At 61.5% G+C, this 23,377-nt stretch carries 24 protein-coding genes; 12 read left to right on the top strand and 12 right to left on the bottom strand.

Annotation, left to right across the window (positions count from 1 at the left end; translation table 11 throughout):
- Positions 1 to 5: 5 nt before the first annotated feature.
- Together ACN0TK_RS10145 and ACN0TK_RS10140 are read right to left on the bottom strand one after the other, a co-directional pair.
- Positions 6 to 284, bottom strand: coding sequence for an acylphosphatase (locus ACN0TK_RS10145; protein WP_417309371.1), 279 nt, complete (start codon positions 282 to 284; stop codon positions 6 to 8).
- Positions 284 to 1,834, bottom strand: a complete 1,551-nt coding sequence (locus ACN0TK_RS10140; protein ID WP_417309370.1) for a UxaA family hydrolase — start codon at positions 1,832 to 1,834, stop codon at positions 284 to 286. The genes ACN0TK_RS10145 and ACN0TK_RS10140 overlap by 1 nt, the downstream gene beginning before the upstream one ends.
- Positions 1,835 to 1,978: 144 nt before the next feature.
- Between ACN0TK_RS10140 and ACN0TK_RS10135 the strand changes: the two genes are divergently transcribed.
- The 9 genes from ACN0TK_RS10135 (at position 1,979) to chrA (ending at position 11,402) form a co-directional block, all read left to right on the top strand.
- Positions 1,979 to 2,734: a GntR family transcriptional regulator gene (locus ACN0TK_RS10135; protein ID WP_417309369.1), complete on the top strand. Its 756-nt coding sequence runs from the start codon at positions 1,979 to 1,981 to the stop codon at positions 2,732 to 2,734.
- Between the two features lie 26 nt (positions 2,735 to 2,760).
- Positions 2,761 to 3,192, top strand: coding sequence for an RbsD/FucU family protein (locus tag ACN0TK_RS10130; RefSeq protein WP_417309368.1), 432 nt, complete (start codon positions 2,761 to 2,763; stop codon positions 3,190 to 3,192).
- Between the two features lie 105 nt (positions 3,193 to 3,297).
- Entirely contained in the window at positions 3,298 to 4,149 is an 852-nt protein-coding gene (locus ACN0TK_RS10125; RefSeq protein WP_417309367.1) for a fumarylacetoacetate hydrolase family protein, read from the top strand.
- Between the two features lie 299 nt (positions 4,150 to 4,448).
- Positions 4,449 to 5,168 (top strand): FadR/GntR family transcriptional regulator, encoded by a 720-nt coding sequence (locus ACN0TK_RS10120; protein ID WP_417309366.1) that lies wholly within the window; start codon positions 4,449 to 4,451, stop codon positions 5,166 to 5,168.
- Between the two features lie 150 nt (positions 5,169 to 5,318).
- A complete protein-coding gene (locus ACN0TK_RS10115; RefSeq protein ID WP_417309365.1) occupies positions 5,319 to 6,464 on the top strand; it encodes a sugar ABC transporter substrate-binding protein in 1,146 nt (381 codons plus the stop codon).
- A 122-nt stretch (positions 6,465 to 6,586) separates the two neighbouring features.
- Entirely contained in the window at positions 6,587 to 8,119 is a 1,533-nt protein-coding gene (locus ACN0TK_RS10110) for a sugar ABC transporter ATP-binding protein (RefSeq protein ID WP_417309364.1), read from the top strand.
- 11 nt (positions 8,120 to 8,130) lie between these two features.
- Positions 8,131 to 9,180 carry an ABC transporter permease gene (locus ACN0TK_RS10105; protein ID WP_417309363.1) on the top strand — a complete coding sequence of 350 codons (1,050 nt, stop codon included), beginning with the start codon at positions 8,131 to 8,133 and terminating at the stop codon, positions 9,178 to 9,180.
- Between the two features lie 8 nt (positions 9,181 to 9,188).
- The gene (locus ACN0TK_RS10100; RefSeq protein WP_417309362.1) at positions 9,189 to 10,148 is read left to right on the top strand and encodes an ABC transporter permease; all 960 of its coding nucleotides are present in this window, start codon (positions 9,189 to 9,191) and stop codon (positions 10,146 to 10,148) included.
- A gap of 78 nt (positions 10,149 to 10,226) precedes the next feature.
- Positions 10,227 to 11,402, top strand: coding sequence for a chromate efflux transporter (gene chrA / locus ACN0TK_RS10095; protein ID WP_417309361.1), 1,176 nt, complete (start codon positions 10,227 to 10,229; stop codon positions 11,400 to 11,402).
- Here chrA and ACN0TK_RS10090 read toward each other — a convergent pair.
- Positions 11,399 to 11,794, bottom strand: coding sequence for a RidA family protein (locus tag ACN0TK_RS10090; protein ID WP_417309360.1), 396 nt, complete (start codon positions 11,792 to 11,794; stop codon positions 11,399 to 11,401). The genes chrA and ACN0TK_RS10090 overlap by 4 nt on opposite strands.
- Before the next feature lie 254 nt (positions 11,795 to 12,048).
- On the opposite strand from ACN0TK_RS10090, the gene ACN0TK_RS10085 reads away from it, so the two are divergent.
- Together ACN0TK_RS10085 and ACN0TK_RS10080 are read left to right on the top strand one after the other, a co-directional pair.
- Positions 12,049 to 12,345, top strand: coding sequence for a GNAT family N-acetyltransferase (locus ACN0TK_RS10085; protein ID WP_417309359.1), 297 nt, complete (start codon positions 12,049 to 12,051; stop codon positions 12,343 to 12,345).
- A 103-nt stretch (positions 12,346 to 12,448) separates the two neighbouring features.
- Complete coding sequence (locus ACN0TK_RS10080; RefSeq protein WP_417309358.1) at positions 12,449 to 13,444, top strand: L,D-transpeptidase family protein; 996 nt, start codon at positions 12,449 to 12,451, stop codon at positions 13,442 to 13,444.
- 5 nt (positions 13,445 to 13,449) lie between these two features.
- Here the strand turns inward: ACN0TK_RS10080 and ACN0TK_RS10075 are convergent, their stop codons facing one another.
- From ACN0TK_RS10075 to ACN0TK_RS10045, 7 genes are all read right to left on the bottom strand, one after another.
- Positions 13,450 to 14,160: a hypothetical protein gene (locus ACN0TK_RS10075; protein WP_417309357.1), complete on the bottom strand. Its 711-nt coding sequence runs from the start codon at positions 14,158 to 14,160 to the stop codon at positions 13,450 to 13,452.
- 13 nt (positions 14,161 to 14,173) lie between these two features.
- Positions 14,174 to 15,865 carry a GGDEF domain-containing protein gene (locus tag ACN0TK_RS10070; protein ID WP_417309356.1) on the bottom strand — a complete coding sequence of 564 codons (1,692 nt, stop codon included), beginning with the start codon at positions 15,863 to 15,865 and terminating at the stop codon, positions 14,174 to 14,176.
- Positions 15,866 to 16,064: 199 nt separating this feature from the next.
- Complete coding sequence (locus ACN0TK_RS10065; RefSeq protein WP_417309355.1) at positions 16,065 to 16,676, bottom strand: alpha/beta hydrolase; 612 nt, start codon at positions 16,674 to 16,676, stop codon at positions 16,065 to 16,067.
- Positions 16,676 to 17,623, bottom strand: coding sequence for a VOC family protein (locus tag ACN0TK_RS10060; protein ID WP_417309354.1), 948 nt, complete (start codon positions 17,621 to 17,623; stop codon positions 16,676 to 16,678). The genes ACN0TK_RS10065 and ACN0TK_RS10060 overlap by 1 nt, the downstream gene beginning before the upstream one ends.
- A 108-nt stretch (positions 17,624 to 17,731) precedes the next feature.
- Positions 17,732 to 18,466 (bottom strand): TIM barrel protein, encoded by a 735-nt coding sequence (locus tag ACN0TK_RS10055; protein WP_417309518.1) that lies wholly within the window; start codon positions 18,464 to 18,466, stop codon positions 17,732 to 17,734.
- Positions 18,467 to 18,494: 28 nt separating this feature from the next.
- Positions 18,495 to 19,802 (bottom strand): nicotinate phosphoribosyltransferase, encoded by a 1,308-nt coding sequence (pncB, locus tag ACN0TK_RS10050; RefSeq protein WP_417309353.1) that lies wholly within the window; start codon positions 19,800 to 19,802, stop codon positions 18,495 to 18,497.
- A 56-nt stretch (positions 19,803 to 19,858) separates the two neighbouring features.
- On the bottom strand, positions 19,859 to 20,812 hold the full coding sequence (locus ACN0TK_RS10045; RefSeq protein ID WP_417309352.1) for an NAD-dependent epimerase/dehydratase family protein: 954 nt from the start codon (positions 20,810 to 20,812) through the stop codon (positions 19,859 to 19,861).
- Between the two features lie 309 nt (positions 20,813 to 21,121).
- Between ACN0TK_RS10045 and ACN0TK_RS10040 the strand changes: the two genes are divergently transcribed.
- The gene (locus tag ACN0TK_RS10040; protein WP_417309351.1) at positions 21,122 to 22,315 is read left to right on the top strand and encodes an ROK family transcriptional regulator; all 1,194 of its coding nucleotides are present in this window, start codon (positions 21,122 to 21,124) and stop codon (positions 22,313 to 22,315) included.
- On the opposite strand, the gene ACN0TK_RS10035 is transcribed toward ACN0TK_RS10040, so the two are convergent.
- On the bottom strand, positions 22,312 to 22,566 hold the full coding sequence (locus ACN0TK_RS10035) for a hypothetical protein (RefSeq protein WP_417309350.1): 255 nt from the start codon (positions 22,564 to 22,566) through the stop codon (positions 22,312 to 22,314). The genes ACN0TK_RS10040 and ACN0TK_RS10035 overlap by 4 nt on opposite strands.
- Positions 22,567 to 22,685: 119 nt before the next feature.
- The gene (locus tag ACN0TK_RS10030; RefSeq protein WP_417309349.1) at positions 22,686 to 23,282 is read right to left on the bottom strand and encodes a helix-turn-helix domain-containing protein; all 597 of its coding nucleotides are present in this window, start codon (positions 23,280 to 23,282) and stop codon (positions 22,686 to 22,688) included.
- Positions 23,283 to 23,377: the final 95 nt, after the last annotated feature.

Genomic DNA, 23,377 nt, shown 5'->3' with positions numbered 1-23,377 from the left:
GGCGACTAGGCGGTCGGCCGCACCTCGAAGCCGGCTACGACCTCTTCGTCGTCGCTGGAGGACTGGACGTCGGTGACCCGTGCATGGGATGGCCCCACGCGCAACCGTGCCAGCAACTGCGCGCGTTTGGCGGGATCGCCAGCGATGACAGCTTCAACGCTGCCATCGCGCCGGTTGCGCACCCAGCCATCCATGCCCAGCGCCGTCGCTTGGCGCACGACGAAGGCGCGATAACCGACACCTTGCACCTTGCCCGTAACGATGACGCGGGCAGACGACTGCATCAGAACGTGGCGCCGATCTGCCAGGGCACGAACTCGTTGTCGCCATAGCCGAGCTCTTCGGATTTGCTCTTTTCGCCAGATGCGACGCGCAGGATCTTTTCGAAGATCTCCTGGCCCTTTTCCTCCAGCGACTTGCCGTCCAGCACGTCACCGCCGTTGATGTCCATGTCGTCGATCATCTTGTGATAGATGTCCGAATTGGTGGCGATCTTGATGGACGGGGTCGGCTTGCAGCCATAGGCCGAACCACGGCCGGTGGTGAAGCAGAGCATGTTTGCGCCGCCTGCAACCTGACCGGTTGCCGACACCGGGTCATAGCCGGGGGTGTCCATGAACACGAACCCCTTCTCGGTCACCGGCTCGGCATAGTTGTAGACCGCATTGAGCGGCGTCGTGCCGCCTTTGGCAGAGGCGCCCAGCGACTTCTCAAGGATGGTGGTGAGCCCGCCCAGCTTGTTGCCCGGCGAGGGATTGTTGTTCATTTCCATGTTGTTGCGCTCGGCATAGTCTTCCCACCAGTGGATGATATCCACCAGCTTCTCACCGACTTCGCGCGACTTGGCGCGCCGTGTCAGAAGGTGCTCTGCGCCGTAGATTTCCGGCGTTTCCGACAGAATGGCCGTACCGCCGTTGCGCACCAGAATATCGGCTGCGACGCCGAGCGCCGGGTTTGCCGTAATGCCCGAATAGCCGTCCGAGCCGCCACACTGCAGGGCCAGCGTCAGCTCGGATGCAGGCTGCGTCGTGCGCTCGGCACGGTTGACGATGGGCAGCATCTGCCTGACCGCCTCGACGCCGGCTTCGACCGTCTTGCGCGTCCCGCCGACTTCCTGAATGGTCATGGTGCGGAAGGTCTCGTTCTCGGTGACCCCGTAGGCTTCTTTCAGCCGGGGAATCTGGAACCCTTCGCACCCGAGCCCGACCATGATCACCCCGCCCATGTTCGGGTTGGTGGCGTAGCCCCAGGTCGTCTTTTTGAGTGTATCGAAGATGACGCCACGATAATCGATCACGCAACCATTGGCCTGCTTCAGCGCAACGATGCCGTCGATGTTCGGATAGTCGTCCAGAATGCCGGAACGCTCGACTTCCTTTGCGATGAACCCGGCAACCGTGGTCGAGCAGTTCACAGAAGTCAGAATGCCGATGTAGTTGCGCGTCCCGACCTGGCCGTTCGCCCGCTTGAAGCCCTGAAAGGTCGCGCGCTGCGCTTCCGGCACGAAGTCCACCGGCACCACGCCTTCACAGAACGCATAGTCGCGCTCGAACGCGCCATGCTGCTCGCCGATGCCGGCATTATGTTCATGCACCCACTCGCCGGTGGGAATGGCTTCCTTCGCAAAACCGATGATCTGCCCGAACTTGACGATCGCTTCGCCCGCGCCGATCGGCTTGACGGTGAACTTGTGCCCCTTGGGGACGCGCTTGGCGGTCCGCACGCCAAGCGGCGTATCGGTGCCCACATCAAGCGTGGTGAGCGCTACGGCGACATTGTCATCGGGGTTGAGCAGCAGTGTGCGGGCGGCGGGTGGGGTCATGACTTCGGACATTGAGAGCTCTTCATTCTGGTGCTGCTGCAACTTGAGGTCGGCGCCGGCGGATTGGCGCGATTCAAGTTCGGCTTGCGGGCAGGAGCGGCGACAGGCACAACCTGCGTGGTTGAATTCCCTAGCCGGCCCAACTAACATGTTAGCATGAAGCCGAGCGAAAGTCCCTATCACTTTCTGAGTGTCCCCGCCACGCCCACGCGCGGGAATGTCACCGTGTTCGTGACCGATGCGCTGCGCCAGGCCATTGTGACGCTCGATATCGAGCCCGGGGAGGTGCTGGACAAGGGCGCCATCTGCGAGCGGCTCGGCGTGTCGCGCTTCCCCGTTTCCGAGGCTCTGGCGCGCCTGCAGACCGAAGGTCTGGTCGATATCCTGCCGCAACGCGGCTCGATCGTTTCGCTGGTCAAGATTGCTGACGTGCTCGAGTACATGTTGATCCGCAAGGCGCTCGAGGCCGAGGCTGTGCGGGTCGTGACCGACAATCATTCCGACGAGCTGATCGAGGCGCTGCAGCGTTCCGTCAGCTACCAGAAAGCCGCGGTCGAGATCGATGACCAGAACGGCTTTCACGAGCGCGACCTCGAATTTCACGACTTCATCTTCGGCGACATGCGCTTTGCCAAGGTCAAGGGCGTCATCGAGCAGACACGCGCCAATCTTGACCGTGCCCGCAGACTGATCCTCACCCCCCGCCGCCTGAGCGTTACGCTGGCCGAACACCAGGCGATCCTCGACGGCATCATCGCGGGGGACGCGCCCCGCGCTTCCGCCGCCATGCGCAGCCATATCGATTCCGTCATGGCCGAACTTATCGAGTTCGCCTCCGCACACAGCGAACTCTTCGCGGATGGCGCCATGCTGCGTGAAGACCCTGCCTACGCAACCTTCCCGTTCGGCTGACCGACTTTCTTCAAGGAGAACCTACAATGCTCAAGGGCATCCCGCCGATCCTCGGTCCAGACCTTCTGCGTATTCTGCGCGCCATGGGTCACGGTGACGAAATCGCCATCGTTGACGCCAACTACCCGGCCGAAACGTCAGGGCTCGAGCTGGTGCGGCTCGACGGCATCAGCGCGACGGATGCGCTCGATGCCATCCTCACCCTCATGCCGCTCGACACCTTCGTCGACGAACAGGCCATCGGCATGGAAGTGGTCGACGACCCGGAGCGCCGCGAGCAGACGCATCTCGATTTCGATGCGATCGTGAAACGGTACGAACCCAACATGCATCTGACCCTGCTCGAACGCTTCGCGTTCTACGAGCGCGTCAATTCTGCCTTTGCGGTCGTACAGACAGGCGAACGCCGCCTCTACGGCAACATCCTGCTGAAAAAGGGCATCATCCGCCCGCAATAGCTCACTCAGTCTCGAGCGCTCCGAACGGTTCAGACCTAAGTTGGCCTCGACTTTCTCAGCCCTACGCGGCTATCACCCGCTCAACAATTCCGGGAGACATCATCCATGAAACTTCTGCGCGTCGGGGCCAAGGGCTCTGAAAAGCCGGCAATCCTGCATTCGGACGGCACCTACCGCGACCTTTCCTCCGTGGTCGACGACATCTCTGGTGAAACGCTTTCGGACGCTGGTCTGGCCAAGATCGCAGCTGCCAATATCGATGCGTTGCCCGAGCTGGATAAGTCCCAGCGCATCGGCCCCTGCGTCGGTCAGGTGGGCAAGTTCATGTGCATCGGTCTCAACTACGCCGATCACGCGGCCGAAACCGGCGCACCGATCCCCGAAGAGCCGATCCTGTTCATGAAGGCCACCAGTGCCATCATCGGCCCGAACGACGACGTCATCCTGCCCAAGAACACGCTGAAGCCCGACTGGGAAGTCGAACTCGGCGTCATCATCGGCAAGGAAGCCAAATACGTCGATGAAAAAGACGCGCTCGACTATGTCGCCGGCTATTGCGTCATCAACGACCTGAGTGAACGCCACTTCCAGACCGAGCGCGGTGGCCAGTGGACCAAGGGCAAGTCCTGCGACACCTTTGGACCGATCGGCCCCTATCTGGTGACACGCGACGAAGTCGCCGACCCGCAGAACCTCAAGATGTGGCTCGACGTCGACGGTCATCGCTACCAGGACGGCTCGACCAAGACGATGATCTTTGGCGTTGCCCACGTCATCTCCTATCTCAGCCAGTTCATGAGCCTGCAGCCGGGCGACGTGATCTCCACCGGCACGCCCCCGGGCGTCGGCATGGGCATCAAGCCGGAACCCGTCTGGCTGAAGCCGGGCCAGACCATGAAGCTGTCGATCGAAGGTCTCGGCGAGCAGACCCAGGTCACCAAGGCCTGGTCTGCCTGACCACCCGATCAGCCCTACAGATCTCCAGCGGCGCACCTCTTGGTGCGCCGCTTTTTTTTGGGGCTGCGCCAAGACAGGCAACAAAGCTCTCAGTACATGCAGGGCCCGCGCCTTTCGGATTGCGAAGTGGGCGCCGAACTATGAAGTCACGCGCCCGCTTGACTTCATTAATATAAATTCATACGCTTCATCTGGTCCCACAAATAAAGAATGGGACCTACGAACTACAATACTATACGTATTCGGGTGGAGGCGCATGACTGACGCAACTGACCTGCCTGCAAACGCGGGCGGATGACGTGGTCGATCATTCTCATCGCGACGAGGATCTGAACGGTTCGGCCGTCGAAAACCTTGTCCAGCAGATCCGGAGTCTGATCGATACGCGCGGCCTCGGCGTGGGGGACGGGCTGCCGTCCGAGCGCGAGCTTTGCGACATGTTTTCGTCAAGCCGCAACACGGTACGCGAAGCCATGCGCATGTTGAAAACCTACGGCGTCGTTGATGTCCGCCCCAAGGTCGGGGCTGTATTGATCGACCGGCGCATGGACACGGTGTTCGATCTCTATTCGTTCGGCACGATCAAGCTCGACCGCAAGTCGTTCCTCGACACCCAGGGGTTCCGCAACCTGATCGAGGCCGGCGGCTTCGATACGCTTGTGGACCGGATCACCTCGACGGATATCGAGGACCTGCATGCGCTCAACGACGCGATGCAGGCCGAGACTGAACCGGAACGCTGCGCGCTTCAGGACTATCGCTTTCACGCCAGACTGATCGCCGTGCTCGACAACCGCCAGATCACCGAAATCTACCGGATCATGATGCCTGTCATGCTGCGCATCATGGAAAACCGGGTGCTGCACGGCAAATCCTGGGCGGACAATCACTCCGAGCATCTGGGGATCATCCAGGCGCTCGAGGCGTCCGACCGGATTGCCTATCAATATCGCATGTCACGGCATCTTCAGGCGGGCCTTGGCCTTGTCGATGCGCCAGACGAGGAAAAGAGCAACTAGGGAGAAATTGGCACCTGAATCGGGTGTCAGTCGTGGCCGATGGCCACGGGAGGGACGATCGACCACCGGACAGGACCGCGGACAAGACGGCGCGTCGGGATCGGTTTTGATCGTGAACGGACTGCAACAGACGTTCTCTGGGAGGAGACAATGACGTTATCTCGCATTGCATCAGCCGCGCTCGCGGGCCTGATGATGACGACCAGTTTTGCTACACCCAGCTTTGCCGGCCCGGACGTCGTGTCCGGCCCGGGTGCCGAGCCCAGCTGCTTCGCACCCTGGAATGCCGACACCAAGTATATGCAGTGGCCCGCCAAGGAAGGCCCGTACCGTATCGCCATCGTCAATGGCTTTGTGGGCAATACCTGGCGCATCCAGATGATCAAGACCGCCAAGGCCTTCGCCGAGGATGCCGCGATCAAGGACAAGATCGCTGAGTTCAAGGTGGTCTCGACCGGCACCGATGCCCCGGCACAGCTCGGCGCGATCGAGGACTTCATCAACCAGGGTTATGACGCCATCGTCACCATCGCGGTGGCGCCGGATGGCTTCGATCGCGTCATTCGCCTTGCCGACCGTGAGAACGTGGTGCTGGTGCCGTTCGACAACGTGCTCGACACCGATGCCGTCATGCAGGTCAACGAAGACCAGTTGGAGATGGGGCGCATGTGGGGCCAGTTCGCCCTCGACGAGCTCAAGGCGAAGGGCGTCACCAGCGGCAAGATCCTCGAAGTGCGCGGCCTGCCGGGCAATTCCGTTGACCGCGACCGCTCGATCGGCATCAACGAGGTCTTCGAAGCCGATGGTGGCGACTGGGAAATGGTCTCGGTGGTCGGCAATTGGGATGACGGCACCACACAGAAGGTCGTCGCCGATGCCATCGCCGTGCATGGCGAATTCGACGCCGTGGTCGGCCAGGGCGGTTCCAACGGTGTCATCCAGGCACTGATGGACGCCGATCACCCATGGGTGCCGGTTGCCGGCGAGTCTGAGAACGGCTTCCGCAAGGCGATTGCCGAGTATTCCGACGAAGGACTCAAGGGCATTTCCATCGGGCAGTCGCCCGGGCTCGTCGCTATTGCGATGAAGGCGGCGATTTCCGCGCTCGAAGGCAATGTGATGCCGCAGCTGATCTCGGTCCCGCTGCCGGTCGCGACCTATAAGGATCTCGAGGACGGCAAGAACTACTGGTCTGACCTGCCGGACAATTTCTTCACCGTGAACGAGTTTCCGCCGTGCGGCGTGAACATCTCGGGTCCTGCCATTATGGCTCAGGATGAATCCGACCTGAGCTGACCGTCACGGGGCGCACTGCGGTGCGCCCCCGTCGCTGCGTCGGTGGGGCGATCCGGCGCGGCGACACTTCTTCTATCTGAGATTTGGCGGCGTGGCATGAGCCGCGCCCCAAGGGGGTTGATGTGGACACTGCCGCACCGTCCGGCGCGCCTTATGTGCAACTGAACGGCGTCTCGAAGGCCTTTGCCGGCACAAGAGCGCTGCAGGACGTCGACTTCGCCTGCCGCCGCGGTAGCATTCACGCCATCCTGGGTGAAAATGGCGCCGGCAAATCGACCCTGATCAAGATGCTCTCCGGCGTGCTTCGCCCCGACACTGGCACCATCCAGGTCGATGGTCGCGAGGTGAATTTCAGCTCGCCATCTGACGCCGCCGCCCACGGGATCGTCTGCATTTTTCAGGAACTCTCGCTGCTGCCGGACCTCACGGTGGCGGACAATATCTGCATTGCCGATCCGCCAAGACGGTTCGGCCTGATCGACGGTCGCGCGCAGCGGCGGCGGGCCGAGGAACTGCTTGCCCGGATCAAGTGCGAGGACGTCGACCCCAACGCGCTAGTGCGCGACCTGTCGCTGTCCCGTCGCCAGATGGTCGAGATTGCCAAAGCGCTCGGCAAGCAGCCAAGGGTACTGATCCTCGACGAAGCCACTTCGGCGCTGACCAGCCGCGATGTCGAAACCGTCTACGAGCTGCTGGGGCAGTTGAAGGCCGACAATGTCGCAGCCCTGTTCATTTCGCACCGCATGCATGAAGTCGAAAAGCTCTGCGATACGCTTTCGGTATTCCGCAGCGGCCAGCACATCGAAACCTTTGCGGCCGGAGCCCACTCGGACCGCGACATCGTCCGGCTGATGATCGGCCGGGATGTCGACGCCTACTTTCCCGAAAAACCTGAACCTGTCGAGCGAACGCCCTATCTGTCGATCCGCAATCTGAGCTGGGAGAACCGGCTCAACGGCGTTGATCTCGACATTTCACAGGGCGAGATCGTCGGGCTCGGGGGCCTTGATGGTCAGGGCCAGAAAGAACTGCTGCTCGCCTTGTTCGGCGTGCTGCGCGGGGTCACCGGCGACGTGACCGCCGGTGACATCCGCTCCCGCCCCGGCTCACCCTTTGCCGCCAAGACCGGCAAGTCGCGGATCGCGCTGGTGCCCGAGGATCGCAAGACCGAGGGCCTGATGCTGCCAATGTCGATTTCCGACAATCTGCTCGCCGCATCCTACGACCGCGTGTCCAACGGTCCACTGATCGACGCCACCAAGGAACGTGCTGCGGTCGCCGATGGCATTCGCCAGTTGCAGATCAAGGTGGGCCATGTCAGCGATCCGGTCGCGACGCTGTCCGGCGGCAACCAGCAGAAGGTGGTGATCGCCAAATGGCTCATGACCGATCCGGACATCATTTTGCTGAACGATCCGACCCGCGGCATCGATGTCGGCACCAAGCAGGAACTCTATCGGCTGATGCGCAACCTGGCCGATAAAGGCAAAACGATCCTGTTCTACTCGACCGATTATGCCGAGTTGATCGGGTGCTGTGACCGGATCGCCATCATGTATGACGGCGCCATCACCGCCCAGTTCTCCGGCACGGACGTCAGTGAAGAGGCCATCGTCGCCGCTTCGCTCAATATCAGCACGCAGACAGCCGCGTAGCGGGGAGCCCGATGAACAACCTGACCAAAAATGTTCTGGGCACAGTGCGGCGCAGCCGGGGCTTTTACGGCGCCCTGCTCCTGCTGATCGTGCTCTATCTCGTTTACAACATCATGCATCCGCGCGGATTTTCTTCCGCCGTACTCGTGCAGAACGCCAACGAGGCGGTCGCCATCGCCTTCATCGCCATGGCCCAAACTGTGCCCGTACTGATCGGCGGCCTCGATCTCAGCGTCGGCGCGATAATGACCCTGACCGCATGCATCGCCTCGGTGCTGGTCAATGGCTCGCCGACACAGATCATCTTCGGCATGATCGTCACGGTGCTCTCAGGCACGGCCTTTGGCCTGCTCAACGGCGTCATCGTGGTCTACGGGCGCCTGCAACCGATCATCGCCACACTCGCGACCGGCGCCATCGCCATCGGCCTCGCCCTGTTCATCCGGCCGGAACCGGGCGGCGATATCGATGGCAATCTCAACTGGGCGCTGACCAACAGCCTATGGGACTTCGTCGACACCTACGGGCTGTTCGATCCGGACGCGGCATGGTTTGCCCCGTTCGCCTGGATTCCCGTCCCGCTGATCCTGCTCTTCGGCATCGCCTTTCTTGTCTGGATCCCGTTTCGAAAGTCGGTGACCGGCCGGACGGTTTACGCCGTCGGGTCGGCGGAAGGCGCCGCCTTCATGTCTGGCCTGCCGATCAACCGCGCGAAACTCGCGGCCTTCACCCTCGCCGGCTTCTTCGCGGGCTGTGGTGGTCTCTATCTTGCGATCCAGACATCGACCGGCAATGCAGACGTCACCCAGGCCGGCGCCTATACGCTCAATTCCATCGCTGCCGTGGTCGTCGGCGGCAGCTCGCTGCTTGGCGGGATCGGCGGAGCGATCGCCTCTCTGGTCGGGGCGCTGATCCTCAGGGTGATCTCGTTCTACTTTCGCATTGTCTCAATCGACCCCCTGCTGCAGCCGCTGATCGAGGGCTTTGTCCTGCTGGCCGCTGTCAGCCTTGGGGCGATCCGCACCCTGCGCGTCAAGAACCGCCTTGAGCTCTTTCGGTAGAGGATGAGATGAAAAGCTACCTTTCAGCCATCAAGCCCGAAGACAAGCCGGTGATCATCGCGGCGCTATTCGTGCTGGCGATCCTGTGCGTGGGCACCGTCTACACCTTGGCCACCCAAGGCAGCGCACCCTTGCTGTCGCCGAACTATCTCCTTCAGCAGCTGCAGACCGGCTCGTTTCTGGGCATCGTCGCGGCGGGCATGATGGTCGTCATTCTGCTCGGCCATATCGACCTGTCGATCCCCTGGACTCTGACCGCGGCCGCCATGATGGCGACCACCGTTGGCGGGGATATGGCGCTCCCAGCCGGGATCGCCGTGGGCCTTGCGGTGGGCCTGGTCAACGGCCTCGGCGTTGCCTGGCTCCGCATTCCGTCGATGATCTTCACGCTTGGCGTCGATTCGGTGATGCGCGGACTGATGGTTGCGCACACCGGCGGCTTCGCACCACAGGACAGGGCGACGCCGCTGATGCGGTTTCTGGCGGCCGACAAGGTGCTGGGCATTCCGGTCGCCATCTATGTCTGGGCGGCCGTATCGATCGCCATCACTGTGCTGCTGACGCGCACGGCATTTGGCCGGGCGGTCTATGCCACGGGCAACAGGGAGGGCGCCGCCTATCTGTCGGGCATTCGTACCCGCCTCGTCATCATCGGCGCGTTCATGACCTCCGGCACCTGCGCGGCCATCGCCGGCGTGCTGCTCGCCGGCTACTCCGCCAAGGCCTATCAGGGCATGGGTACAGCCTATCTGCTGCCCGCCATCGCCGCGGTAGTACTAGGTGGCACCCGCATCCTTGGTGGCCAGGGGCGATATATCGGCACCCTCGTGGGCGTCATCCTGATTGTGCTGCTCAACTCGGTGCTGTCGATCGCACAGATGCCAGAGGCCGGCCGCCAGGTCATCTACGGTGCGGTCATCGTCGTGATGCTGTTGGTCTATGGCCGCACGGCCCGCATCACCAGTTGATGAGTTCAACCGGTTGATTGTGACAAAAGCCTGAGGCACGTCGGTGTGAATGGGCCTTTCGCCCGACAGGACGCACCTATGGATCGGCCGCAGGGCACAACCGCCGAGGTCTTCCTCGCCTTCCTCAAGCTGGGGCTCACCAGCTTCGGGGGGCCAGTCGCCCATATCGGCTTTTTCCGCAGCGAGTTTGTCGGGCGGCGCAAATGGCTCGATGAGCCGGCCTATGCCGATCTTGTCGCGCTTTGTCAGTTCATGCCGGGCCCGGCCTCCAGTCAGGTCGGGATAGCCATAGGCAAACTGCGCGCGGGATATCCCGGCGCCTTTGCGGCCTGGGTTGCTTTCACCCTACCCTCGGTGGTTGCGCTGCTGCTCGTGGCGTTCGGAGCCGCCAGCCTGTCAGGCCCAATAGCTGAAGGGGCGCTGCATGGTCTGAAGCTCGCCGCGCTCGCCGTCGTGGCACAGGCTGTCTGGGCCATGTCGCAATCCCTCACACCAGACTGGACGCGCCGGGCGATCGCGCTCTTGGCCGCTGGGCTCATGCTGGCGCTGCCGTTCAGCTGGACGCAGGTGCTGATCATCGGCGCCGCGGCCCTGGCCGGCTACCTGCGCACACCGAACACCGGCACAGACGTGCCGCCAGGAAAAGCCGGTCGCTCCAGTCTCATTTGGCTTGGGGCCTTCTTCGTCTTGCTGATCGGTCTCCCGCTCCTCGCCCTCGCAGGGTGGTCACCCCTGGTGATCGCAGAGAAGTTCTATCGCGCCGGCGCGCTGGTTTTTGGCGGCGGTCACGTCGTCCTGCCCCTGCTCGATGCCGAACTGGTCCGCCCCGGCCTGATATCGGAGAATGCCTTCCTCGCCGGCTATGGCGCTGCACAAGCCGTGCCGGGGCCGTTGTTCTCCTTTGCCGCCTATGCCGGCGCCATGTTGAATGTCGAGCCCAGCGGCGTCGCCGGCGCCACCCTCGCCATTGTTGCGATCTATGTGCCGAGCTTTCTGCTGGTCTTCGGCCTGCTGCCCATCTGGCAATCGCTGCGCGGCAATACCCGGCTGCGCGCAGGGCTCAACCTCGCCAATGCCGCAGTGGTCGGCCTGCTGTTGGCGGCGCTCTACAACCCGGTCTTCACCGGCGCCGTGGAGCAATGGTGGCACGTGATCTGGGCAGCGATCGCGCTTGCACTACTGCTCTGGCGCTGGCCGCCATGGCTGGTCGTCATCGCCAGCGCAGTGGTCGGCGCCGGTGTTGCACTGGTCTAGGGGCGTCGCGCGACCAGATCGATCTCGACCAGCGCACCGACTGCCAAACCGGAAACGCCGATCGTCGTCCGTGCCGGCAGCTTGCCCGGCGCGAAGAAACTCGGCCACAGGGCGTTGAGCCCCGCGTAGTCGCGCTGAAATTCGGTGAGATAGATTCGGGCCATTGTGATGTGCTCGAACCCCAGACCGACGCCGTCCAGCACGATCTTCAGGTTCGCCATGACGCGCCGCGTTTGCGCCTCGATGCCCTCAGGCAAAGGCGCATCGGGCGCCTCAGGGTCTGTTGGCATCTGACCGGTCACGAACACCCAGCCATCGGCCTCTACGGCATGGCTGAAGGGGGCGACCGGCTGCGGACCGCTTGCAATCATGTGGTGGACGGGCAAGCTCATGAAGTGTCTCCTGGTTCGAACCGTCTAAAGCATCCCCACACAGTCAACGCAATCCGCCCGCAGATAGCCCCACGGATTGGCCCCTACGGCGCAAATGCACAGCCCCCAGTTGGTAGGGGTTTACCGACCTAAGTCGGTCGGGTTTCACCGACTTCAGTCCATGCTGCGTTTTCCCGGAACTTTCCCGCAACGTTACCCGTATCTAGAAGCGTGGTCGTGCCTGATCGGCTGCGACACCGAGACGTGAGGCATTGATGACGACCGATACCCCTGAAATCCAGACCGAAGAATTCAATCGCCGCGGACGTTACTTCATACCGTTTGAGGACGGCAGCGAAGCCGAACTCACCTATTCCCGCCCCAACACCAATGTCATCGTGGCGGATCATACAGGCGTCCCCCCTCAGCATCGGAACCGCAATATCGCTTTGCAGTTGGTCCTGCGGGCGGTCGAAGACGCGCGCGCCGGTGGATATCAGATCGTCCCCCAATGCTCCTATGTCGAGGCGCAGTTCCGCCGCCATCCCGAGTGGCAAGATCTGCGCGGTTAGCGACAAGATGTGCTGACCGGCTCAAAGACGAAAACACGCTTTTGTCTTCGCCGGAGCAACCTGAGCGGCTGAGCGTCGTTAGTTCTCAAAAGGAACAAACATCATGCGCATCGCCCTGACTGCATTCATCATCGCCGTATCGCCATCTGTGGCATTTGCTCAGACTGAACTCTCAGCAGACGCGATAAATAGTGCCGACCTCAGCAGGCTGACGGGTTCCGCCAGCGTGGAAAGCGGCACGACGCCGGTGGAGACAGATGCACCCGACCCCGCCATGATCCGGCTCCAGGTGCTGCTGGACAGGGCCGGCGCATCTCCCGGCGTGATTGATGGCTATGATGGAGAAAACGTCAGCAAGGCGGTCCGCGCATTTGAGACCATGCAGGGCCTTAACGCTGATGGCGTTCTGGATGCGGACGTTGTCGCAGCCTTGGAAAACACTGGCGACCCTGTAGCCGGCACCTATCAGATCACGGCCGAGGACCTGGGTGAAATCGGTGAGCCGATACCAGACGACTATGAGGATATGTCCGAGCGCGATTTTCTTGGCTACGTCACCATTCAGGAAGATATCGCCGAACGCTTCCATATGGACATCGACCTGCTGAAAAAGCTCAATCCGGACGCCAGTTTCGCAGAGGGCGAGCAGGTGGTCGTAACCGCCTACGGGCCCGACCTGAGCGGCGAGGTTGCCCGCATCGAGGCCGACAAGGGCCTGCGCCAGGTGCGCGCCTATGATGCCAACGACAAGCTCGTCGTCGCCTATCCCGCGACGATCGGTTCCAGCAGCAACCCTTCGCCTTCCGGTACGCACGAGGTCCTGGGCGTCGCTGAGATGCCGAACTACACCTACAATCCGGATGAGAACTTCCAGCAGGGCGACAACGCCGAAAAGCTGGTGATCCCCCCTGGACCGAACGGCCCTGTCGGCTCGATGTGGATCGATCTGTCCGAGCCGACATACGGCATTCACGGAACCCCCGAGCCGGCCCTGATCGACAAGACCAACTCCCATGGCTGCGTCCGACTGACGAACTGGGATGCCACGGAGCTGGCCAAAATGGTCAAGCCGGGCGTCGAAGTGGTCTTCGTGAACTAAGGGCGCTAGCGTCCCGGCGCTGCCGTACGAGACGTCAAGGCATCCGCCAGCCGTTCGCGCATCGTGCGGACTAAGCGAACGAACGACGATTGTGTCTCCGGCAGCGGGGTCACCAGCCGAGTGATCTCGCCAAACGCACTGATCGGTTCCGCAGTATGCGGAACCGCCTCCAGCGCATCGCGCAGTTCCAGGCCAAGCTCGGATATTGGCTCGTTCCGTTGCGCCGGGGCTTCGGCCGGAGCCACACCAGTCCCTGAGCGTCCATCTGGCGCCAAAGGGACTTGGGAAATCTGAGACAGCAGTTGGCGCGCCGCGGGCGACAAGGCTCTGTCGGACTGAACGCCGGGCTCGACGCACAGCACCAGATGCCGGCGCAGGTTCGGAAATTCTCTCGCCAGCTCCACCATTACCCGCCGGGCCGCAATGCCGGTCGCACCTGGACCAACGACATCTATCCGATGACCGACTATGTGCCGCGCAACATAAGCAACAATTTCACTGAAAAAGCGCAGCTCGGAACGCGGATCGACGGCCAGATCGGATGCGGAGTCCTGCAGCAGGATGCGCACCGTGGTGGCATCCGCCACAGCAACAGCGGCAGGCGCACCTGAACCGGAGACACGGAAGATTTGCTCGATGCGCTGATCCGGCAACCCGGACAATTCGCTTCCAACGCGCAGGTTCAGTGTTCCCGGTGCTCTTGCAGGCGAGTTCATGCGGCTTCGGTTCCTATGCACTCTTTCGGACAGTCGGCGTTTCTTCCGGGTCAAGTACCATGACCCGGTTGCGGCCCTCGGCCTTGGCGCGATAGAGCGCCGCATCTGCAAGCTCGACCGCAAAGTCGATCGACTCGCTGGGGCTGGCGATGCTCGCACCGATACTAACGGTCATCCGCACCTCTGCACCGTCATTGGTGATCACGGGATGGCCTGCGATAGCGGCGAGTACAGTTTCGGCAATCTGGCGCAAGCGATATGATCCGGTGCCATTGATCAGAACGATAAATTCGTCGCCACCCCAGCGCGCGCAAAGGTCGGTGTCGCGCGAGACCCCCTGGAGCCGTCGGGCCACCTCGACCACGACCTGATCGCCGACACGGTGGCCAAAGGCGTCGTTGATGCTCTTGAAGTTGTCGATATCGACCAACAGCAGGCCGAGACGGGAACCGTTGATCCGTGCTTCCGCCGCAATACGACGGAAGTCGTCGACAAAGGCGCGCCGGTTCGAGATTTCCGTCAATTGATCGCGATAGGCTAGCGCGTGCAGCTCGGCCGTCCGCTCGGCCACAGCGCTTTCCAGCTTGCGCGTATGATCGCTGACGGCAGATGCCATTGCTGCGAAAGAGCGCGACATACGGCCGATCTCGTCATCCGCGGTATCGACCTGTCCCTTTTCGAACACCCCCGCTTCCAGGCGTTTGAAGTTGACCTCCATACGCGCAAGCCGATCCAGCACCTGTTTCTTGAAGATCACCCCTAGCACCAGAACACACAGGGCAACGACAACAGCGAGCAGGATGGCAATCGGGATAAAGACGCTGCGATCGATGATCGTGTTGATGTCCATCACGGTGACATTGAACCAGCCGATCTGATCGAGATAGCCAACGCCTACGAGCACCTCGTGGCCTTGGCTGAGCATGAACTGGCTCTCGACCCGTACATCCTTGGTGGCCACATTCGTCATCATCTCGCGCAGACGGTCCCGATCCGCCTGCCGGTCAAGGAGCGAGAAGACGGTTTTCTTGCTGCCGTCGGCCTTGGTGATCGAATGAAAATCAACCATGCTGCGGTCACGATGCGCCTGGATGGCACCTGCTCTGTCCACGAACATGGGCGTGACGCCGGGCTGCGGAACGTCGACGACATCCTGAACAAAGGCGGTCAGGTCGAGGCCCGTACCAAGAACGCCGAGAACCGCATCACCTTCACGGATGACGCAATTGATCCAGACTTTGGTGACCGACAGCACATCGTCACGGTCCACATTCAGGTGGCAACCACCATCAAGCTTGATGGTGGAGTAGTACCAGCTGTCGCGTGGGTTGTCGGCGCTGAGGCTGTGGCTCAGCTGACGGCCGGCGTAGGAGTTGTCGGCGTCGTTGAAATAGTAGTTCGCAGACTTGTCGATGACGAAAAAGTACGAGTGATCCGCAAAGACGTCGCGGAAGTGCTCGAGCGCCGCGATGCCGCGCGCCTTGGCAACGGGGTCGAACTCGTTCTTCGCCCAGTCGCTGATTGGGTCCGAGCTTGCCAGCGTCTCCGCCAGCTTGACCTCCTGCATCAGCGAATTGAGCCCGCGATAGCGGTCGTAGAGGATCTGCTTTTCGGCAAACAACTTGCCGAGCGTTTCAGCCGTCGCGTGAACCACCGCGGCGAACCCGACATAGGCCGGCACCGATACGGCAGCGAGGGAGACCATGATGAGCAGCGCCCATCTCAGGCGCAGGCTCGACGCCAAGGCGCGCCTGAACTTGCTCCACAAAAACACGATATCTGCGACACCCTGCGGCGCCGTCCTCAATTGCAGAGGAAAGCTAGCAATCCGCGGGTAAAGATACCGCTAAGCCTTAGCAAAAAATGCTTTGCCGCGAGACGTTTGACCCTCGCGGCAAATAGAATTATTTGGCGAGAAAGGCCTGTATCGCAAGCAATTCCTCGCGGCGGATTTCATGGCCGCCATCATGCCAGAATATCTCCACATCGGCGCCTTGGGCGGTGAAGTATGCCGCAAGCGCTTCTGCTGACTGAGCCGGTGCGATCGGATCGTTCCGCCCCGCCGTTGCGAGTATCCTCTTGCCCTTTAGCCCCGGCTGAGGCGGCGGCGTGAAAGGGATGAGCGGATGCATCAGCACCGACCTGTCAAACTGATCCGGCTGCGCAAACAGAACGGACGCAAGGATGTTGGCGCCGTTCGAATAGCCAAGGCCGAGGCTTTCGCCACCTGACGCGGCGGCGTTGATCCGCCGCACGAAAGCCGCCAGCTTCTCGGTCGCGCGTGCCAGATCTGCCATGTCGTACTGGCCTTCGCCGGTGCGCTTGAAATAGCGCAAGGCACCGGATTCCGACACATCGCCACGCACGCCGATCCGGCGTGCGCCCGGTTTCAACTCTGCAGCGAGATCAATGAACTGATGCTCGTCGCCGCCGGTGCCATGCAGCAGGAAAAACCGCGGAGCGTCATCCGACCCACCAGGAATATCGGCGGTCTGGTAATCCTCATGCGAAGCCATTACGCCACCTTCTTTCCATCTTCGAGCGGCTGCAGCACACGCTCCAGCTGCGCCCGCAAATGCGCGTGCTGCGTCGGCAGCTTGAGCGCTTCGCCCAGATGCGCTGTGTCCTCGTCCCTATCGAAACCGGGTTCGTTTGTCGCGACCTCGAACAGCACACCGCCCGGCGTACGAAAGTAGATCGCATGGAAATAATCACGATCAATCGGCGGAGTGACCTGATAGCCGGTGTCGACCAGCGCTGATCTTACTTCGTCTTGTGCCGCGCGGTCTGCAACGGCGAAAGCAATATGATGCACGGAGCCGGATCCGAGATCAGCGTGGCTGACCTGCGGCAGGACTTCGATATCGATCCGGTCGGCACCATTGCCATCAGGCCGAATGAAGCGGCTGATGCCGTCGCGAGTCTCTTCGCCTTCGTAGCCCATATAGGTCAGCAATTCGCTGGTGGCCCCGCCGTCCCGCAACCGCAGCGAGGCGGAGTGGAAACCGCGGATGGCCTCATCAGTCCCGATGTCACCGCCAGTCCACGGCTTACGCGGGTCGTCCGCCACCTCGACCAGCGCCAGAGCATCACCTTCGGGCGCCCGGAAGCTCAGCCGCTTCTGCCCGAAGCTCTCCGATAAGACCAGATCGCCGACGCTTTCACTGGCCAGGCGGGCCTGCCAATAGGCAAGCGAACCTTGCGGGACCGAGAACACGGTTGTGCCCACCTCACCCGTGCCGGTCCGGCCGCGAACGATGTTGGGGAACGGGAAATGGGTCATCACGGTGCCCGGCGAGCCTGCTTCGTCCCCGTAATAGAGGTGGTAGACGCTGGGTTCGTCGAAATTCACCGTCTGCTTGACCCGGCGTAGACCAAGAACCCGGGTGAAGAAATCATTGTTGAGGGCCGCATCACGCGCCATCGCAGTGACGTGGTGCAATCCTTGAATCTGCTTGAGCATGACTGCCTCCTTGCGACCTGTGTCGCTGTGCCAGGCAGGTATATATGTTCTTCATACAAGCATTAAAGCCGCCGCACGAGCACGGATCGTTCGACATTGCCGAACGATTTAGAGCGTTTCGCGGAAACGTAGACTATCCAGCGTTGCTCCCGTCGGACGATATTCAAGACCGACGAGGCCGTCATAGCCAGCACCGACGATCCAATCGAGCCGCTCGCGATAATCCATACTGCCCGACCCCGGCTCGCCACGACCGGGCGCATCGGCGAGATGCACATGCACCAAGCGATCGACCCGGCCGGCAAGCACCTCGTCAGTCTGCTCACCCATCACCGCAGAATGATAGATATCGTACAAAAGCCGAACCTGTGGCTGGTTGACCTCGTCGACAATATCCAGGCCCTCCTCCGTCGAAGTGAGGTAATAACCGGGATGGTCGACGCGGTCGTTCAGCGGCTCGATCGCCAGGGTCACCCCACTGCCAACCAGCAATTCCGCGGCCTGCGCGAAAGCGCGCGCGATTGCAGCATGCTGGGAAACGCGCGAGCTGCCGACGATCTCGTTGCCGGTCTGAGCGATGATCACCGGCGCGCCCAATTGCTGCGCCGCCCGCATCGACTGACCGACACCAGCCAGGAACGCCTCATGCGTGTCTGGATCGCCGAGCTGAAGGATCGGCTCGCATAGAATGCCTGCCAGGCCGATCGCCGCTTCATCCAGCACGGACCGAATGGCCGAAAGGTCCCGGTGCGACCAGCGCCAGAACTCGACCGCGTCGAATCCGGCGGCCTTCGCGGCGCGGATACGATCAGGCAGATCCTCTCCCGCGTCCGTGAATAACATTTCAATACAGGCGGAATACTGCACTTCGCTACACCGTTACCGCGTGCGAGACGCGGCCCTTGTCACCAAAGATCTTCACATAACGCGCAATTTCTTCGGGCGTGCCAGTGGCCTTTTCCGGATTGTCGGACAGCTTCACCGCCGGGTGCCCATCCGCGACACTCACCTTGCAAACCAGCGAAATCGGATCAAGTTGCGGATTCGGCCAAGGCGAGCAATCGGCGAAATCATTTGTCAGGTTCGTGCCCCAGCCGAAGGCCATGCGCACACGCCCGTGGAAGTGGTGATAGGCCTCCTCGATCATGTCGACGTCCAACCCGTCCGAAAAGATCAGCAGTTTCTCTGACGGATCCCGTCCCCGCTCACGCCACCACTGGATGATCCGCTCACCGCCGGCGATGGCCGGGGCACTGTCAGGGCGAAAACCGGTCCAGTCAGCCACCCAGTCAGGCGCATTGCGCAGGAAGGAATCCGTTCCGAAGGCGTCTGGCAGAACGATCAGCAGATTGCCGCCATAGTAACTCTCCCAGTCCTGCAGGACCTGGTAGGGCGCAGCGCGCAAGGCCTCATCGTTCGGGGCAATGGCGGCGAGGACCATCGGTAATTCATGGGCATTCGTACCCAACGCTTCGAGATCGGTATCCATGGCGAGCAGGACGTTAGAGGTGCCGGTAAACACCTCATGCCCGAGGCCTTCCTTTAGCGCTTCCACGCACCAGCGCTGCCACAGGAACGAGTGCCGCCGACGCGTACCGAAGTCGGAAATCCTGAGGTCGGGAAGGAGCTTCAGACGCTCGACCTTCTCCCACATCTTGGCCTTGGCACGAGCATAGACAACATCGAGCGCGAACGGGCCATATTCCCGGAGCGCCGTACGGGACCGCAACTCGTTGATGATCGCCAGCGCCGGAATCTCCCACATCGTGGTTTCCATCCAGGGGCCGGAAAAGCTCAGTTCAAACTGCCCGTCTCGCTTTTCGAGGTGGTAGTCCGGCAGCCGGAAGTCCTCGAGCCAGCGCAGGAACTCAGGCGCGAAGATCTGCTTCGACCCGTAAAAGCTGTTACCCGCCAGCCAGATCATTTCTTTTTTCGTGAAACCCAGCGAGCGGGTATGATCCAGCTGCTCGCGCAACTCGCCCTCGTCGATATCATCGGCAAGCCGGACGCTGGTCTTGCGGTTGATAAGCGAGAATGTGGCATTGACCTTGGGGTACAGTCCCCAGATCATCTGCAACATCAGCAGCTTGTAAAAATCGGTGTCGAGCAGGCTGCGGACGATCGGGTCCAGCTTCCAGGCATGATTGTAAACCCGTCTGGCAATATCCGTCTTGGGCATGGCAACTCTCCCTCTCGCACCGGGTGACTTATGCGGATTGAGCCGAAAAATCTAGTTCAGGCGCGACGTGATCCGTCCGCGGCACCAAGCGGCGCGCTGGCAACCTGACGCAGCCCGTCGAACAGACTGACAGGTGGAACCCAGCCCAGATGACGTTGCGCCTTGCCGATGTCGACCTGCAGGTCCCCGAGCAGACGTGTCGCCATACCGCCCCGACCAATGGCGTGCAGTCCGGCTGACAACACACCTTTCGGGACCGGCATCAGGCGCGCCTCTCGGCCCACTGCGTCTCCCATGAGCCGAACCAAACGCGCCGTCGAGACATCTTCCCCGTCCGAAACGAGAAAGGCCTCGCCTGGCGCTGCCGGATGAATGAGCGTCAGCGCCAGAAAGTCACACAGGTTGTCGAGCCCGACCAACGAGCGCCGATTGTCGACCGCGCCAAACGGCAGAGGCATACCGCGAGTGACAGCCTGCATCAGGCTCCGAAAATTGGCTCCGACACCCGGTCCATGCACCAGCGGCGGCCGCACGACAACGATCTCCAGGCCGGTCTTGTCACCAAATTCAAACAGCTGCCGCTCCGCAGCCAGTTTCGAACGCCCATAGGCATCCTCAGGAGCCAGAGGATCATCCTCACGTAAGGGCTTTTCCCGCGTCGATCGATCACCGTGCACCTTGACGCTCGAGACGAAAACGAACCTTCTTACGCCCTGCTCCAAGGATTGACGGGCGAGGGCAAGTGTCGCTGCAGCATTCTCCTCGGCATAGAGCGCTTCTGCGGCATCACCACGCTCTCCTCGGTGATGGACGCGTGCTGCCAGATGGACAACAGCGTCACAGCCCGCAAGCAGCGGACGCCAATCGGCTTGCGTCGACAGCGGCGCCATGGCCAGGTGACCCTCGCTTGCCTGCCGGCTCGCCGGACGAACTGACATTCCGCGACCGGCAAGCGCCGCAGTCAGCCCTCGACCCACGAATCCCGACGCACCGGTGACCAGGACGCTCATCAAACACCGCCTATAGTTGCGATCAAATAACACTGCGGCCTAGGCAAGTTGACGACAACATCTGCAGTTTTGCAGGATGATCTTGAGAAGTTGCCCGCACATGTGCCGCACACCTTGCACACCGGCCCGGCTGGGGTGGCGGAATCGCTGATCAGAAGCGTATGCGGCTTTAGCTGACTGGTAAACGCAACTTTTTGGTTGACGTTCTTGCTAGGGCTTGAACTTATTGCAACTCAGTAAGAGGGTTAGCTCTGAGTAGAGTTCCGCCCGATCGAGTCCCCCCACCCGATCAAAACAGGAAAAGGCTGAATGACGAACTTTTTCGCCCCAGTGGAGCGAGGAGTGCAGCACGCAGCGCTGCGCGCCGCTAATCGACGGGCGGTTATGACAACCATTTCATTTAATCCCGGCATGTCGAATGCTGATGTCTCCCGTCACACTGGTCTCGCGCCACAGACAGCATCTGCGATTGTAACTGAGCTCGAAGACGAGGGCATGATCCTCCGCGGCGAAGTATTGCGCGGTCGACGCGGCCAGCCAGCAACCCCTTTGTACCTCAACCACAACGCGATGTTCGCGATTGGCTGCGAGGTGTCGTGGCACCATATCGATATTGTATTGGTCAGCCTCGGCATGCGCCAGATCGGTCACTATCGACGCGACTATGACGCGCCGGACATCAAAACCGTGGTTGCCGAGTGTGCTGGCGCCATTGCGGATCTGGTCGATCGCCTGACCCCGGAAGAGCGTGAGCGCTTCGCTGGCATCGGCATCGCCTCGCCCATGGCCTCGCTGGAAGGCATAGAACGCCCAATGACGCCCAGCGATCTTCCGCTGCCGTGGCGCGATCTCGACCTGCGCAAGGATCTGGCTGAAACCACCGGCTTCGAGACATTCTGGTTCAACGATGGCAACGCGGCCGCGTGGACGGAAATGCTGTCCAATCCCACCAACTCCCCGAACAGCTTCGCCTACTTCTTCATTGATTGCAGCATTTCTTCCGGCATCATCACAGGGGACTCACTGTGGGGGACGCCGGCATACGTCGCGTCAAACCTCGGGTTCATGCGCGTTTGCGATAGTTCCGGACAGCAGCACTATGGCCACGATATTGCCTCGCTCTGTGCCTTGAGCGATCGCATCGGGAACGCCGGGCTACCCATGCCGAATGGTAATCCCATGGATTGGGACTGGAACGCTATCGCCCCGCAGGTGGACGAATGGCTGGACGACAGCGCCCAAGCGTTCGCAGAACTCGTCCTCAACGCCGGCGCGGCGTTGGGCGTACCCACTGTAGTGATTGATGGTGCCATCCCACGGGACATCCTCGAGCGACTGGTCAGTGCGACACAGCAAAAGCTCGCTATGAAGCCAGCCGGTCCCTTCGCCCAGCCGGCTTTGACTGCAGGCGCGCAAGGTCAGAAGGCGCCTGCGCTCGGCGCCGCGGTTCTGACTTTTTCGTCGCGCTTCTACTCCAGGGACGCTTCGGAACTCGGCCGCTAGGTCTTATGTCGGCGGTGCCTGAGGTAAAGAAACACGCCCCAGGCCACCCACATGCCGACCCACACCGTTACCAGCACTGCCATGCCGGCTGAAATCAGCACCGTGTCGAGCACGCCCCCGACATCGGGGTCGATCGGCGCGGCGCGCCATTCAAACCACATGGTCAGCAGCTTCAGAGCTGCCAGATTGAACAGGATGAACCCCAACCGGCGGGGGTGTCGCCAAATGCTGAGCTTGCGGTCATCCGCCATACAGATCTAGCCCGATGTAATCCATTGGCCTTCACTTAGCAGCCGCCCGAGCTTCGCGATAGACGCCCAACGCGGCCAGTCCGAGGATCCACTCGAATAGCCCAAATGTCTGAAGCGGCTCAGCTCTGGATGAGTCCGCCCCTCAGCAGAATGGCGACAGCGTCCGCACGATTGCGCGCTCCGAGCTTGTCGAGAATTCCCGTGACGTGGAACTTCGCGGTATGCACCGAGATGTCCAGTGACCTCGCAATCACCTTGTTCGAGGCCCCATCGACAAGCAGTTCAGCGACTTGCCGTTCACGCTGACTGAGACGTGGCGCTGCGACTGAAGACGGATCGTCGGAGTTGGCAGCGTCGCGATCGAGCGAATAGCCTGCGGCCATCAGCGAGGCAGCTGCCAGGATCATTTGCGGTTCGACGCTGTCCAGCGCATTGCGCCGGCCATGCTCTGCCCCGAGGCGCAACACGCGACCGTGGCGGGGTTTCAGGTCATCGGTCGACTGGCGATCGGTGATAATGACATCGGCAGCCTCATGATCCGAGATGGTGAGGTCCGCACGCCCGACCACGAGCTCGTGCAGAAGCCGTTCAAGCGCGGGGTCGGCAAGATCAAATCCGATACCGTGACGCTGCGAAACAACGACCGGCTCGGCGCCGGGCAGTTGTCCCGCCGCGTCGCCTTCGGCGGGCAATGAGGGAATCCAGTGCAATCCCATCGCAAAACACTCCTCTTCGATCAATCTCGTTCGGGCTGACGGAGGCCTGAGCCGGAGTGGGCGTTCGGCGAATGAATGGCCAGCAGGTCAATGTA

The organism is Devosia sp., from assembly GCF_048261455.1.
In the GTDB taxonomy this organism is placed as follows: Bacteria; Pseudomonadota; Alphaproteobacteria; order Rhizobiales; family Devosiaceae; genus Devosia_A.
This window is presented reverse-complemented; position numbering and strand designations above follow the sequence as displayed.

What these genes read in the sequence shown, in the direction of transcription:
- ACN0TK_RS10145 (WP_417309371.1), bottom strand. Translation starts at nt 284, where the DNA reads ATGCAGTCGTCTGCCCGCGTCATCGTTACGGGCAAGGTGCAAGGTGTC.
- ACN0TK_RS10140 (WP_417309370.1), bottom strand. Translation starts at nt 1,834, where the DNA reads ATGTCCGAAGTCATGACCCCACCCGCCGCCCGCACACTGCTGCTCAAC.
- ACN0TK_RS10135 (WP_417309369.1), top strand. Translation starts at nt 1,979, where the DNA reads ATGAAGCCGAGCGAAAGTCCCTATCACTTTCTGAGTGTCCCCGCCACG.
- ACN0TK_RS10130 (WP_417309368.1), top strand. Translation starts at nt 2,761, where the DNA reads ATGCTCAAGGGCATCCCGCCGATCCTCGGTCCAGACCTTCTGCGTATT.
- ACN0TK_RS10125 (WP_417309367.1), top strand. Translation starts at nt 3,298, where the DNA reads ATGAAACTTCTGCGCGTCGGGGCCAAGGGCTCTGAAAAGCCGGCAATC.
- ACN0TK_RS10115 (WP_417309365.1), top strand. Translation starts at nt 5,319, where the DNA reads ATGACGTTATCTCGCATTGCATCAGCCGCGCTCGCGGGCCTGATGATG.
- ACN0TK_RS10105 (WP_417309363.1), top strand. Translation starts at nt 8,131, where the DNA reads ATGAACAACCTGACCAAAAATGTTCTGGGCACAGTGCGGCGCAGCCGG.
- ACN0TK_RS10100 (WP_417309362.1), top strand. Translation starts at nt 9,189, where the DNA reads ATGAAAAGCTACCTTTCAGCCATCAAGCCCGAAGACAAGCCGGTGATC.
- chrA (WP_417309361.1), top strand. Translation starts at nt 10,227, where the DNA reads ATGGATCGGCCGCAGGGCACAACCGCCGAGGTCTTCCTCGCCTTCCTC.
- ACN0TK_RS10090 (WP_417309360.1), bottom strand. Translation starts at nt 11,794, where the DNA reads ATGAGCTTGCCCGTCCACCACATGATTGCAAGCGGTCCGCAGCCGGTC.
- ACN0TK_RS10085 (WP_417309359.1), top strand. Translation starts at nt 12,049, where the DNA reads ATGACGACCGATACCCCTGAAATCCAGACCGAAGAATTCAATCGCCGC.
- ACN0TK_RS10080 (WP_417309358.1), top strand. Translation starts at nt 12,449, where the DNA reads ATGCGCATCGCCCTGACTGCATTCATCATCGCCGTATCGCCATCTGTG.
- ACN0TK_RS10075 (WP_417309357.1), bottom strand. Translation starts at nt 14,160, where the DNA reads ATGAACTCGCCTGCAAGAGCACCGGGAACACTGAACCTGCGCGTTGGA.
- ACN0TK_RS10070 (WP_417309356.1), bottom strand. Translation starts at nt 15,865, where the DNA reads ATGGTCTCCCTCGCTGCCGTATCGGTGCCGGCCTATGTCGGGTTCGCC.
- ACN0TK_RS10065 (WP_417309355.1), bottom strand. Translation starts at nt 16,676, where the DNA reads ATGGCTTCGCATGAGGATTACCAGACCGCCGATATTCCTGGTGGGTCG.
- ACN0TK_RS10060 (WP_417309354.1), bottom strand. Translation starts at nt 17,623, where the DNA reads ATGCTCAAGCAGATTCAAGGATTGCACCACGTCACTGCGATGGCGCGT.
- ACN0TK_RS10055 (WP_417309518.1), bottom strand. Translation starts at nt 18,466, where the DNA reads ATGTTATTCACGGACGCGGGAGAGGATCTGCCTGATCGTATCCGCGCC.
- pncB (WP_417309353.1), bottom strand. Translation starts at nt 19,802, where the DNA reads ATGCCCAAGACGGATATTGCCAGACGGGTTTACAATCATGCCTGGAAG.
- ACN0TK_RS10045 (WP_417309352.1), bottom strand. Translation starts at nt 20,812, where the DNA reads ATGAGCGTCCTGGTCACCGGTGCGTCGGGATTCGTGGGTCGAGGGCTG.
- ACN0TK_RS10040 (WP_417309351.1), top strand. Translation starts at nt 21,122, where the DNA reads ATGACGAACTTTTTCGCCCCAGTGGAGCGAGGAGTGCAGCACGCAGCG.
- ACN0TK_RS10035 (WP_417309350.1), bottom strand. Translation starts at nt 22,566, where the DNA reads ATGGCGGATGACCGCAAGCTCAGCATTTGGCGACACCCCCGCCGGTTG.
- ACN0TK_RS10030 (WP_417309349.1), bottom strand. Translation starts at nt 23,282, where the DNA reads ATGGGATTGCACTGGATTCCCTCATTGCCCGCCGAAGGCGACGCGGCG.